Origin of the sequence: Microcoleus sp. PH2017_08_TRC_O_A, from assembly GCF_020738665.1 — a bacterium.
Lineage (GTDB): Bacteria > Cyanobacteriota > Cyanobacteriia > Cyanobacteriales > Microcoleaceae > Microcoleus.
The window spans coordinates 105,164-118,554 of record NZ_JAEQCE010000067.1; the positions used below are offsets into that span (position 1 = coordinate 105,164).

8 protein-coding genes and 1 pseudogene are annotated in these 13,391 nt (G+C 49.3%); 3 read left to right on the top strand and 6 right to left on the bottom strand.

Annotated features, from left to right (window positions below; genetic code table 11):
• The first annotated feature begins 290 nt into the window (after positions 1–290).
• Positions 291–1,361, top strand: coding sequence for a glycosyltransferase family 1 protein (locus tag JGK22_RS22395; protein ID WP_293233099.1), 1,071 nt, complete (start codon positions 291–293; stop codon positions 1,359–1,361).
• Between the two features lie 290 nt (positions 1,362–1,651).
• The gene (locus tag JGK22_RS22400) at positions 1,652–2,734 is read left to right on the top strand and encodes a glycosyltransferase family 1 protein (protein WP_293277382.1); all 1,083 of its coding nucleotides are present in this window, start codon (positions 1,652–1,654) and stop codon (positions 2,732–2,734) included.
• 304 nt (positions 2,735–3,038) lie between these two features.
• Here the strand turns inward: JGK22_RS22400 and petG are convergent, their stop codons facing one another.
• Positions 3,039–3,158 (bottom strand): cytochrome b6-f complex subunit V, encoded by a 120-nt coding sequence (gene petG / locus JGK22_RS22405; RefSeq protein WP_006632329.1) that lies wholly within the window; start codon positions 3,156–3,158, stop codon positions 3,039–3,041.
• A 182-nt stretch (positions 3,159–3,340) separates the two neighbouring features.
• Between petG and JGK22_RS22410 the strand changes: the two genes are divergently transcribed.
• Entirely contained in the window at positions 3,341–3,721 is a 381-nt protein-coding gene (locus JGK22_RS22410) for a c-type cytochrome (protein ID WP_293274986.1), read from the top strand.
• Between the two features lie 291 nt (positions 3,722–4,012).
• On the opposite strand, the gene JGK22_RS22415 is transcribed toward JGK22_RS22410, so the two are convergent.
• The 5 genes and pseudogenes from JGK22_RS22415 to JGK22_RS22435 form a co-directional block, all read right to left on the bottom strand.
• On the bottom strand, positions 4,013–9,076 hold the full coding sequence (locus JGK22_RS22415) for an SdrD B-like domain-containing protein (RefSeq protein WP_293313710.1): 5,064 nt from the start codon (positions 9,074–9,076) through the stop codon (positions 4,013–4,015).
• 466 nt (positions 9,077–9,542) lie between these two features.
• Positions 9,543–10,019: pseudogene (locus JGK22_RS22420) on the bottom strand (NIL domain-containing protein).
• 234 nt (positions 10,020–10,253) lie between these two features.
• Positions 10,254–11,114 carry a sulfate ABC transporter permease subunit CysW gene (gene cysW / locus JGK22_RS22425; protein WP_293313713.1) on the bottom strand — a complete coding sequence of 287 codons (861 nt, stop codon included), beginning with the start codon at positions 11,112–11,114 and terminating at the stop codon, positions 10,254–10,256.
• On the bottom strand, positions 11,104–11,964 hold the full coding sequence (cysT, locus tag JGK22_RS22430; protein ID WP_293186033.1) for a sulfate ABC transporter permease subunit CysT: 861 nt from the start codon (positions 11,962–11,964) through the stop codon (positions 11,104–11,106). Before cysT ends, cysW begins: the two co-directional genes overlap by 11 nt.
• 138 nt (positions 11,965–12,102) lie before the next feature.
• A complete protein-coding gene (locus JGK22_RS22435) occupies positions 12,103–13,221 on the bottom strand; it encodes a sulfate ABC transporter substrate-binding protein (protein WP_293193277.1) in 1,119 nt (372 codons plus the stop codon).
• Positions 13,222–13,391 lie beyond the last annotated feature (170 nt).

Here is a 13,391-nt window from a genome sequence, read left to right on the forward strand (position 1 = left end):
TTAAGCCTCGATCCCCCCTAGCCCCCCTTAAAAAGGGGGGGACAAGAGTATTCTCAAAGTCCTGCTTCTTAAAAAGGGACAAAAGTATTCTCAAAGTCCCCCTTCTTAAGGGGGATTTAGGGGGATCTGGACTCAGATGCGAACGATAAATACAAAAGTTTTTGATCGTAAGTTGACACCAATGGGCGAAGCGTAGCGGAGGGAGTGCCATTTCCCCACAGATATCGCCGAAAATCGACTTGATTTGATATCAAATATCGACTAATCACAAGTTTATTTTTACTCAAAACGTGTCCAATAAACTGTTAATAAATTTATCCTTTCTAACTCCCGAACCCACGGGAATCGGAACTTATGCAGCTAATCTTTTCCCGCAACTGCAACAGCTAGAACCAACATTACTTACGTCCCAGAAAATTCAGAATTATAGTTGCTATCAAATCCCCGATAACATCACACCGGATCGAGGGCCGAAAGGACAAATTAACAGACTACTGTGGACTCAATTTAAATTGCCTAAAATCTACGACAAATTGCTGTCAAGCCTAATATTCTCGCCAATTCCCGAAGCACCTTTATACTCTAAATGTCGCTACATAGTTACAGTTCACGATTTAATTCCTTTGCGATTCCCCCAAAAGTTATCTCGGCTGACAGCTTATTTCCGCTACTACATACCCCAGGTTTTGCGACAAGCCGAACATATTATTTGCGATTCTCAAGCAACGGCGACAGATGTTGCTAACTTTTACCAGATTTCGCGTCAGAAAATGACCGCAATTCCCCTAGCTTGTGATAATATTAATTTTCGCTGTCTCGACTTGCCAGCAAAAAATTATTTTCTTTATACCGGCAGACACGATAGTTACAAAAACTTGGAAAGATTAATTGCTGCATTTGCAAGTTTAGCCGATCGCACAAATTACGAATTGTGGCTAGCCGGGCCTCCCAACGCCTACACGCCGCAGTCGATCGCACAAGTAGAACAATTGGGTTTACAATCTTTGGTAAAGTTTCTCGGTTACGTTCCCTACTCGCAATTGCCCGTACTGATGAATCAGGCGATCGCCCTGGTGTTTCCCACACTCTGGGAAGGATTCGGCTTGCCGATTTTAGAAGCAATGGCCTGCGGTACACCAGTCATCACTTCCAACCTGTCATCGATGCCAGAAGTAGCCGGAGATGCGGCATTATTAGTCAATCCCTACAGCGTCGGAGAAATAGCCGCAGCCATGCAAACAGTAGCCACAGATTCAAAAGTGCGATCGCACTTAAAAAAATCTAGCTTAGCGCGATCGGCCGAATTTAGCTGGCACAAAACCGGACAAGCAACCGCCAACATCTTACAACAATATCTTTAAATCCTCCTTCTCTTCCTCTCTGCGCCCTCTGCGCCCTCTGCGGTTAATCAAAAAAAATCCCAACCAAAAACCGCAATCCTCATAAATCTTACAACAATATCTCTCAATCCTGCCTCTCTCTCTGCGGTTAATCAAAAAAAATCCCAACCAAAAACCGCAATCCTCATAAATCTTACAACAATATCTCTCAATCCTGCCTCTCTCTATTTTCTCTCTCTGCGCCCTCTGCGCCCTCTGCGGTTAATCAAAAAAAAATCCCAATCAAAAAACCGCAATCCTCATATTATTCTATGCCAAATCCCCAATCCAACCTACTAATTAATCTCTCCTTCCTAATTTCCGAACCAACCGGATTAGCCATCTACGCCAAAAACCTATTTCCCCACCTAAAAACCCTCAATCCAACCTTACTAACAGCCCAAAAATTTCCCAATAATAACTGCTACGAAATCCCAGCGAACCTCACACCAGAACAAGGAATCAAAGGACACATCAACCGATTGCTGTGGACACAAACCCAAATCCCCAAAATTTACAAACAGCTAAAATCTAACCTGTTATTTTCGCCAATTCCCGAAGCTCCTCTATTTAGCGGTTGTCGGTATATAATTACAGTACATGACCTAATAGCCCTACGATTTCCCCGCCGCTTCGATCCTTTGGCGGTTTATCACCGTTACTACATTCCCCAAGTATTGCGGCAGGCTGAACATATCATCTGCGATTCCGAGTCAACCGCCAATGATATTACTAATTTTTGTAAGATTCCAAGTTCTTTAATTACACGAATCTTTCCCGGCTACGATACCAGTTTTTTTAAGTTTCTAGACTTACCAACTAGCAATTATTTCCTGTATATGGGCCGCCACAATCCCCATAAAAACGTCCAGCGAGTTGTAGCAGCGTTTGCGGCTTTACCTAATAATTCCGAGTACGAATTGTGGATAACGGGATCGGAAGATAAACGCTATACGCCGCTGCTGAAGGCCCAGGTTCAAGAATTGGGATTGTCCGATCGCGTAAAATTCCTAAATTACCTCCCCGCGGCTGATTTGCCGAAAGTCATCAACCGGGCGATCGCCCTTGTATTCCCCAGTCTTTGGGAAGGATTCGGTCTGCCGGTGCTCGAAGCAATGGCCTGTGGCACTCCTGTCATCACTTCTAACCTATCTTCGATGCCCGAAGTCGGGGGGGACGCAGCATCGTTAGTCAATCCGTACAGCGTCGCAGAAATAGCCTCTGCTATGCACGAGCTGGCAATAGATACCAAAGCTCGATCGCACTTGCGGGAACTCGGTTTGGCCCGATCAAAACAGTTTAGCTGGGAAAAGACAGGCGTGGAAACTGCTGCTATTCTCGATCGATACAGTTGACAGTTGACAGTTGACAGTTGACAGTTGACAGTTGGAAGAGGAAAGAGGGAAGAGTTGGGGAGCATCTCAGTTTTGTAAAAAGCATTTTTTTTCTTGTAGTGCGAGCGTCCCGCTCGCGTATTGTAAAATACGCCAGCGGGGATGCTCGCACTGTAAATGCAAAACTGAGATGCTCCCAAGAGTTGACAGTTGACAGAAGCAAGACTGAAGAAGAAAGAAGAAAGATTTTTCCAATCTCCCCCTCTCCCCCTCTCCCCCTCTCCTCCATCTCCTCCCTCCGCTTCACCGAGGGACTTAGGCCCTTTTACTTGTTGATACCCAACTGATCGCCCCGCTTGTATTGCTGGTAAGCAGCAAAAAACAGCCCAGCCAGAGTAACAAAGATTAAACCCAGAACAATACCTGAAAGCAGCGGTTCTACCATGAGAGCTCCTTAACGTTAAGATTTAACAATCTATTTTTAATATTACCAGCACTGAGACAGATGAATTTTCCCATTCTTGGGAGTTCTGGGGGTCTGTGATCTTGATATCCCCGCTGGAAACGATTAAGCTATGTGATGAGAAATAAATTTTCTTGTAGATACTATTTTAAAATTGCACTCCTTTGAATCACCAAATTGCCACGAATGAAATTAAAAACCCGATCGAGCGACTGGTCATATTTGGGATCGCGGTGTTGCTTGCCATCATGTTGGCGACGATGACAATTCGTCAGTTTCAAGTTGCCGATCCCTACGTCAAAAGCGTGCTGTCCCTTGCTGGCGACCAGTTTCAGGGTTCCGCCATCTTTCAAATGAACTGTGCGGGGTGTCACATATCCGTCGGAGAGACTCAAGTTGGGCCCAACTTGCACCGAGTTTCAGAGCGCAAATCCGAATTCGAGCTGATCCGCCAAGTCACCAGCGGGCGAACCCCACCAATGCCACAGTTTCAGCCGAGCCCGCAAGAAATGGCCGACTTGCTGAAATATCTCCAACAAATTTAAGCAAAAAAGGGGAACGGAATTTCGTTCCCCTCATCCTGATTGTCCGGGTAATAGTAGGGTGCGCGAAGTACGCATCCTACATAGCATTAGTGTCAACTTAACCCCGAAAACCTTTGTATCTCTCGTTTACCCTGAGCGTCGATCCCCCTAAATCCCCCTTAAGAAGGGGGACTTTGAGAAAAATCCTGTCCCCCCCTTAAGAAGGGGGGCTAGGGGGGATCTGGCCCCGATCGCCAGACAGGCACTACGTTTGACGTTAAGTTGAAACCAATGCCTACTAAGGACTACAGATTAAACCACCAGCACGTTAAAACTGCTTGCCGCTAACCGGTTGGGGACAACGCCCGCCAATATAGCCAAAGTCTGGTTGGTGCTGGCGATCGCGATCGCAGTTGAGCCGTTAGTTTCGGTTAACAACAGTTGATTGAAGTCCAAGCCTCCCACCAACTGGATCGAATCAGATTCTGGTCTAAAGTTGATAATCGTGTCAATTCCCTGAATCGCTGCCAATACAAAGTCTTGTCGGTTGCCGTTAGCGATCAGAGTATCATTGCCAATGCCGCCAAACAGCAAGTCATCGCCGGTGCCACCAAAGAGTATATCATCGCCGCTGCCGCCCAGTAAGGTATTGTTACCGTCGCCACCGCAGAGAGTGTCATTACCTTGATCGCCCAATAGCACGTCGTCGCCGGCTTCTCCCAATAGCACGTCGTCGCCTTTGCCGCCGTACAATACGTCATCGCCGTCGTCGCCGCTTACTGAGTCGTTGCCCCGATTGCCGTAAAGAGTATCGTTAGCTCGATCGCCAAAAATCAGGTCAAAGCCTTTACCACCAAAGATAGTATTGCTATCTTTACCACCGTAGATAGTATCGTTGCCGGTATTGCCATTGATGTAATCGCCGCCCTCTTGGCCGAAGATCAAATCGCCGCCGCCTAACCCGAAGATAGAGTCAACATTGGCACTGCCCACGAGGGTATCGTCGCCGTTAGTACCGTTGATGACACCGTTGCGCGAAGGACTGGGGGGCAGATTCGGAGGGGTAACCCTGGGGAAGGGATCGGGACAAACCAAATCTGTCCCTACAGGTGTCGGCGTCGGTGTCGGCGTCGGTTCTGGTGTCGGAGTCGGTTCAGGTGTTGGCGTCGGAGTCGGTGCAGGTGTTGGTGCAGGTGTCGGCAGCGGCGTCGGTGCAGGCGTCGGTGCAGGTGTCGGCAGCGGCGTCGGTGCAGGTGAAGGTGTCGGTTCTATCCTTGCCGGCGGTGTCGGTGTCGGCTGCGTCGATGTCGGCGTCGGCGTCGGTGGCGTCGGTGTTGTAATGGAATTCCCGAAGTTGATGCCGCTGACAATAGCGCCCGAAGCCAGCACGATGTCGGCGGGGTTGGGGCTGGTTTGAGTGAAACCTATTGGCGGGGTTTCCCGGACGCGGTAGGTTGCCGGCGCTAGGTTCGCGAACAGGTAGTTGCCGCTGTTGTCTGTGGTAGTAGTAACCGGAACAGCAACAGGAGCTCCTGGCGCGGGAGCTACGACTTTGGTTAACTGAATTTGGACATTGGGTAAACCCGGTTCTCCGGCATCCTGAACGCCATTTCTGTTGTTGTCTTGGAACTTCAGACCGCGGATCTGGCCCGGTTGGGGCAGGAAGTTGCCGAAGTTAATGCCGGTGGGTTTTTCTCCGGCCTTAGCTATAACAACGTCGGCGGGGAGCGCAGTTGTCAGCGTCCAGCCGGTTTGCTGGACTTCCCTTACCTGGAAAGTACCTGCGGGTACGTCGTTGATAGTGTAGTTGCCATCCTTATCCGTGATGGTAGTCAATTCGCCCTGTTGGAAGACTCCATCTTTGTTCGTGTCTACGAAGATTTGCCAGTTTTGTAGACCCGGTTCTGTGGCATCCTTAACGCCGTTGTTGTTGAGGTCATTGAATTTTTGACCGCTGATCGTGCTCGCCTCGAAGAAGTTGCCGAAGTTGTTGTTTTGGGAGTCTTGACCGCTGGTGAGAGGGATAGTATACGCACCTGGAAGGGTAGGCGCGGTGGCGCTGGCTGCGGGGGCGATTTGCGTCCAGCCTGGTTCTACTAATTCCCGGACGTTGTAGGTGGCGAATGGCAAGTCGTTGAACTGGTACTTACCGGTGATATCGGTGACAGTAGCGGTTTCGGTTGGCTCTAGCGTGCCGTTGTTGTTGGCATCTAGGTAGATTCTCCAGCCTGCTAGCGCTGGTTCGCCAGCATCTTGGACACCATTTTTGTTGCGATCGTTAAATTTGATCCCGCTAATCTTGCCAACCTGGAAGTTCCCGAAGTTGGTAGGAAGGGTGGTGGTGTTGGCAATGTTAACGCCACTTGCGGTAGTAAGCCTCGTGGCCGCTGGGGGAACAGGGAAAGTTTGCTGCCAACCAGTCTTTTGCTCTTCCCGCAGGAGGAATGTACCAGCGCCAACGTCAGTAAAGGTGTAATTCCCAGAGGCATCAGTGGTAGTCGATCGCGGTACTGCTGTGCCGATAAAGGTCTGTGGTTCTAGTAAGATTTTCCAGCCTTCTAATCCTGGTTCGGCCCCCTCTTTGACCCCATTCCCGTTGAGGTCGTTGAACTTCTGACCTGTGATAGTGATGTTTTTGAAGATGCCAAAGTTCTGCCCGGTGACGGCAAGACCGCTTTGGGTAGTAACCGGAATAGCCGGAATTGCGCCAGCGGGGAAAGAGATGCTGGAGTTGGCTGGGGGAGTGGCTTGTATCAGGTACTTGCCCGGGCCGATGTCCGCGAAGCTGTAATCTCCTGTTGCCGTAGTCGTTTGCGGAGTGCCGACAACTGTATCTGTGGCGGCTTGGAATATGCCGTCGCCGTTGGTGTCTTTGTAGAGATTGACTACGACGCCAGCTAATACGGTGTCGTCGGGAGTGAAACCGTTGCCTGCGAGGTCGCTGAAGGTTTTGCCCGCGATCGTAGTTTTTTGGAAATTACCGAAGTTGGCGCCGGTGACATTCACAATACCTGTAGAGGGCGGAGTCGGGCCGACAGTCTGCACCCAAGCAGTGGGAGGCGTTCCAGCGGGCGGGGCTTCTGTAATCGCAGTATTTGTTTTTACGTCGCGGAGGGTGTAAGAGCCGTCGGCTGCGGTGGTAGCGCTCTTCGTGCCTACAGAAATTACCCAACCTGGGAGACCGGGTTCAGCCGCCTGCCGAACGCCGTCACCGTTAAGGTCGTTGTATTTGACGCCTGTGACGATCGGGCCGTACTCGTAGGCACCGATATCAACAGCAGCGCCGATCGTCCGAGGAAAGCCAGTACCCCGCTCGTCAGTCGCGCCAGCAGCCGCCCCAGCCGCCACATCTCCGCCATCGATCGCCGGATTAATCACTGTCGCAGTGCTATCAGCCAAAGCATAAGTGAAGGGAACGCCTGTAGCCTGGTTCAGTGCTGCGGTAGGTGCGAGTACATTAGCTAGAGGAACAGTCGCCGCCAATTGCTGGGTAGCAGGTAAATTGCTACCAGCAATGTTCCCGATCAAATTCTTGATACTGGTGGCGGCGAAAGAGGTTCCGAACACATCAGGACTCGCGCCACCAGTATTGCCAGCAACAATAGTGTTTCTGACATTCACAGCACCGCCGTTAGTAGCAATACCCCCGCCCACAGCAAGAGCAGGAGCAGTCGCAGCAGCACTGTTAGCAGTAATCGTGTTGTTAGTCAGAGTTGCAGTAGCGCCGCTGTTAACAAAAATCGCGGCTCCTGCGCCCTGGCCGGGTGTAGCGGCAGCACCGCCAGCAGCGCCGCCCGTGGCTGTGTTGCTGAAGAAAGTGCTGTTGTTCAGGGTCAAACTGCCAGCATTCACAAAAATTGCACCGCCCAAACCAGCACCGCCACCACCGCCGGCTGCGCTTCCTGCGCCGCCCGGGGTGAAAGCTCCTACAGCAGTGCTGGCTCCGCCTACAGTACCGCGTCCGCCGCCGCCACCGAAGCCGCCAGCGCCGCCGTTGCCACCAACACCGCCACCACCGCCACCGCCACCGAAGCCACCAGCACCACCAACACCGCCAGCGCCCGGTAAACCTGCCGCGCCAGTGCCCGCGACGCCACCAGCGCCACCAGCACCACCGCCACCGCCACCGCCACCCAGGCCGCCAATGCCACCTGGGCCACCGATACCACCAACTCCGCCGTTAGTACCGCCGGTACCAGCACCACCGGGGCCGCCAGCACCACCGGGGCCGCCGTTAAGACCAGTACCTTGTAATCCGCCACTACCAGGTCCACCATTGCCACCCGTACCGCCGGGGCCGCCAGCAGCGCCGATGCTTGCCAAGCCAGGAAGACCAGTTAGACCCGGCCCACCTGCGGTGACAAAGGGAAACAGAGCTGCAAAATCGGTGTTACCGCCCGCGCCTGCTACTGCTGGAGCAACGGGAGCCGCGCTGCCCGCGCCGCCCACAGCGCTGTTGCCACTAAAGGTGACATTGTTAATTGTGACAGCCCCGCTGTTAATAAATAGTGCACCGCCCATGCCGGCTGCACCGCCGCCACCGCCTGTACCGGCAGCGCCTACAGAGCGACCGCCTGCAATTGTCAGGTTAAAAAATGTGACTGGTGTAGCGCCACTGTCGATCAAAAAGCCCCGGTTATTACCGAAATTTAAACCAAAACCCCCACCCGTAAAAGTGATGGGGTTGGAAATCCTGGGCAGAACCTGTCCGGCTGCTAGGGTGATGTTGCCGGTGAGGGTAATCGTATCTGGATCGTTGACAGCATTAGCTGTCAAGATGGCATCGCGCAGTTCGTTAAAGTTGGTGACGCTAAAAGTTCCTAACACGCCGCTATAAGCTTCCCTCGCCTCTTGGGAAAATGCTAAAGGTGTTTCTATTTTCCCCGTAGTTACTTCCAGTTCCCAGTCTCCGCCCAAGGCTGCACTGCCGGTCAAGTTATCGGATGCGGCAATATTTGCCCCCGTGAGCTGGCTCAGCCTTTCGACGAAGGCGACACCGGCTTCTGTGGCGGCGACGTTGCAACCGTAAAGCAGAATTTCGGGTTTAGCAAAAGTAGTTGAAGACTTCGAGTTTGCTTCGGCTGCTGGCAAAGCAAACCATTTTTCTAAATAATTGCGGTAGGTTTCAATGTTGCTGAGATTGAGTTCTGTGGTTCCCAGTTGCAGGCTGGCTGCTGCGCCGTGAGACAGAATATGAACTGCTGCAATGTTTTGCCGCTGTTTAAGTGTTTCGGCGATTTGCTCGATGCCGTCGCGATCGGCCTTGAGAATAATAACTTCTGTATCGGAATTCGCGGTTTTTGTTAAACTTTCGCAATCTTTAACTTGTGAATCCGCAAAAACTATCTGGTGTTTCCGTTCTTTATAGAGTTCCATGATTAAATTCCTCTGGTACACACACACATTAAATTCATAGCACAAACCAAACGCAGCAGCGAGATATCTTAATTTTAGGGTAGATTTTGTCGTTGGCGAAGCTCTCGAAGACGATCGCCCCTAACTTTCACCTACCTGGAAGATTGACAAAACGTTTTTTTTGTGCTCCCTATAGGATATACTGAAGTTAGTTTGATTGTGTAGAAGTTTTCAAGGGGGCTGTTGTTCCGGCTTTTACAAAAATATTTGAGTCAAGCTTGTACTCAGTTTTTAATGTCATTAGACTCGAACGAGTACAACGTATTGTCATAAATGTCAAGCAAAAAATAACTAATGGCGAGCGCTCGCCATTAGTTACAATCTGATGTTATTTTTTAGGGTATTGATTCCAAAGTTATTCGTTTTTAGCTTTTGACTAATAACCAACACGGCTGCGCGAGCCTGTACAGCCTGGATCGATCGCCAATTACCAAGTTTCTTCATCGGGATGATTGGAATTGCTCCAGATTTCCACATCTAAATCATTCAGATAAATCAGAGCACTTTCAATTTGTTGACTTGTACCGTTAAGTTCCAAATCAAACCAACCGTCAATCGATTTTAGATTTTAGATTTTAGATTTTAGATTAACCCCACGGATAAATTCGGGGGAAGAGAGGATTTTAGATTTTCGATTTGGGATTGATTCACCATCAAAAAATTATTGGTCATCGGAAGTTTTGCCACCCAACAAAGCTGCATTAAAATTCACCTTTAAACCGTGTTCCGAAATCAGGTTAGAGATAACAGGTTCCTGATGGTATTCTTTGGGAATGCGAATGCGAATGCGGGTTTGAGTTGGTCTGCTGTCTCCTGACTCAGTGTGCGGTATGTCTGATTGTTGAGTTTGGTGGAAATTGTCGATCGACTCAAATTCAGGTTCGCTATTGTTCTGGTTTAACATTGTGGCCTCCTAATGTCTGTTTCTTTTCAGGGATAACGTACTACTGCTTGACGATTAGCCCTTCGATCCACCCTAACCCTCCTTAACAAGAGGGGGGCAGGAGTATTCTCAAAGTCTCCCTTAAGAAGCGGGATTTAGGGCGATCGAAACTGCGGTATCAACTGTCAACTGTCAACTGTCAACTGTCAACTGTCAACTGTCAACTGTCAACTGTCAACTGTCAACTGTCAACTGTCAACTGTCAACTGTCAACTGAATCTCCTTAACCACGAGAGTAACAACAGCTAAAAAACCGAGAACTACCGCAGCGGAAAATGCTGCTTGCGTCGCGTACTGCTTGTAAGCATCCTCGACAAACAAAGGCAAAGTCTGAGTTTTTTTAGCAATATTTCCCGATACCACAGAAACAGCTCCAAATTCTCCCATTGCTCTAGCATTTGTCAAAATCACACCGTAAAGTAAGCCCCAGCGAATATTCGGCAGCGTCACATTCCAGAAGATTTGCCAATCATTTGCTCCCAAAGTTTTCGCCGCTTCTTCTTGATCGGTTCCCACTTCTTCTAAAACAGGAATCACTTCGCGGGCAACAAAAGGTAGAGTGACAAAAGCAGTAGCTAGCACCATTCCTGGGAAAGCAAATATAATCTTAATTCCAGCAGTTTCCAGCCACGGGCCGAACCATCCCAGCCGACCGTAAAGCAGTACAATCATTAAACCTGCGACTACGGGAGAGATGGCAAACGGCACGTCTAAAATGGTGATTAATAGGGTGCGTCCGGGAAATTTATTGCGGCCGATTACCCAAGCTGCACACAAACCAAATACTGTGTTTATAGGTACAACTATCAGAGCTATCAGCAGGGTTAGCTGTGCGGCTGAGAGAAAATCTGCCGAGGTTAAGTTGGCGAAAAATGGCTCGACTCCCTTTTTGAAAGCTTGGTAAAAAACGTTGAGGGTTGGGATAAATAAGACGAGGCCGAGATAGCCGATCGCAATTCCGATTAAAGTTGGCTTTACCCAGGCTTTTTCTTTGCCCCGCGAGGAACCCGCTGGTGGAACTGGATAATTTTTAGATAAATTGATCTCAGCCGTCATAGCGTCTCCTCCAGGCTTGTAAAATATTAATTGTGAACAGCATTGCTAGGGAAATACCTAACATGACAGTGCCGATTACTGTGGCTCCTGCATAGTCGTACTGTTCCAATCTTTGAAAAATTAAAACAGGTGCAATTAAATCTTTAAACGGTACGTTGGCTGCTACAATTACCGTCGAACCGTACTCGCCAACGGCTCGGGAAAATCCGAGAGCAACTCCGGTTAAAATTGACGGAAAGAGCGGCGGTAAAACTACTCGCCAAAAGGTTTGAAATTGAGACGCACCCAAGCACCAAGCTGCTTCTTCGATGTCTTTTTCCATTTCGTGTAAAACTGGCTGTACAGTTCGCACGATGAAGGGTAAGGATATAAAGATCATGGCTACGCCTACGCCCAAGCGAGTGAATGATATCTTGATTCCTAATGGTGCAAATAGCGAACCGATCCAGCCGTTATCGCTGTAAACTGTGGCGAGGGTTAAACCTGCAACGGATGTTGGTAGCGCAAAGGGTAAATCGACTGCTGCATCGACAATGCGTTTTAAGGGAAAGTCGTAGCGGACTAATACCCAGGCTATTAATGTGCCGAAGACTCCGTTGATTAGGGCTGCGATTAATGATGTGACGAAGGTGACATCGTAGGCGGAAAGGGCGATCGGGCTTGTGGCAATTTTCCAAAATTCGCCGGGGTTTGCTGTGCTGGCTTTTAGCAGCATGGCTGTGACTGGCAGAAATAGCATTAGGCTGAGGTAGCCGATGGTGATTCCCCAAGGTAGTGTGATTTTGCCGATCGCTCTTTTGATATTGGCGATCGCAGATTGAGGGTTGGTTGCTGGAGATGATACTGCCATTTAGGTTTGAGTATTTCTTCGTTTGTAGTAAGGAATGCAAGTCCTTGAAAAGCTAATATTTTGGGGAGGACTGAAGTCCGAACGATCGAACCGTTTGGAGAGGACTGAAGTCCTCACTACGAGCGGGTAATTCGGGAATTAGCGTTTAATCGATCCTTGGATTTTGTCAAACGCGGCTCCGTCATCAAAGAATTTCTTCTGAATTTCTCCCCAACCTCCCAAATCTTTAGCTGTAAATAGGGTTTTGACGGCGGGATATTTTTGGGCAAATTCTGCTTCTTTGGCGACTGTCTCATCTACTGGGCGAAATCCTGCTTTGGCAAATTCTCGCTGGGCTTCTGGAGTGTACAGATACTTGACAAAGGCTTCGGCGACTTCGCGAGTGCCGTGTTTGTCCACGTTTTTATCGACGATCGCAACGGGATTGTCGATCGACACATTCACATCGGGAATAATATAACTCGGTTTTTCGCCTTTCTCAGCTACTAAAATAACTTCGTTTTCGTAATTTATTAAGGCGTCGCCTTGGCCTTGTTTAAAAAAAGCATCCATAGCTTCGCGGGCATCTTTAGTCAGAATCGGAACATTTTTGTAGACTTTGGTGGTAAACTCTAATGCTTTGGTGTCGTCTCCTCCGGTTTTAATTACCGAACCCCAAAGTGCTAGGAAATTCCAGCGAGCAACGCCTGAGGTTTTGGGATCGGCGGTGATCAATTTAACTCCGTCTTTGCTTAAATCTTCCCAGGTTTTAATGCCTTTGGGATTGCCTTCGCGGGTGACTATTGCTGCTACGGATTTGCTGACGATACCTTCGCTGGGAACTTCTTTTTCCCAGCCTGGTTGGATGAGTCCGGCTTTCTCGATTTTGGCGGTGTCGAGGGCGAGGGCTAGGTGTACGATGTCTGCTTCTAATCCGTCAATTACTGCTCTGGTTTGGGAACCGGAACCGCCGTAACTTTGGCTGAAGGTGACGGTTTGTCCTTTTTCTTTTTGCCACTTTTCTACAAATTTGGGAATTATCGCTTCGTGGGCTGCTTTGGTGACGGCGAAGGAAACGAGGGTTAATTCTACTTTGCCTTTGTTGGCTGCTGGGTTTGTTGGGGTTCCCTGCTGGCAGGATACAATTGCCAAACTTAAAGTTATTCCTACTACAAATAGCGACACAAATCTTTTAAGTGCAGTCAGCGATCGATTTTGGCTAATTGGTAGCTGTTGTGGTCGGTGAAATTGTTGAGTTAGGTGTTGCCACGGGCTCATTATATTTGTTCCTTTACTAAAGTACGGTTATTAGGTCGGGATACCGTAATTATGGTGGTGAAGTACGATTATAGACAAGGGCGAGCGAAATGGCAATAAGCAAAAAAAATTGGTAAAAAAAAAGGTCGATCGGGCGTCTCTTAGCCTAGTTGCCCGGTGCTGTACGCCTG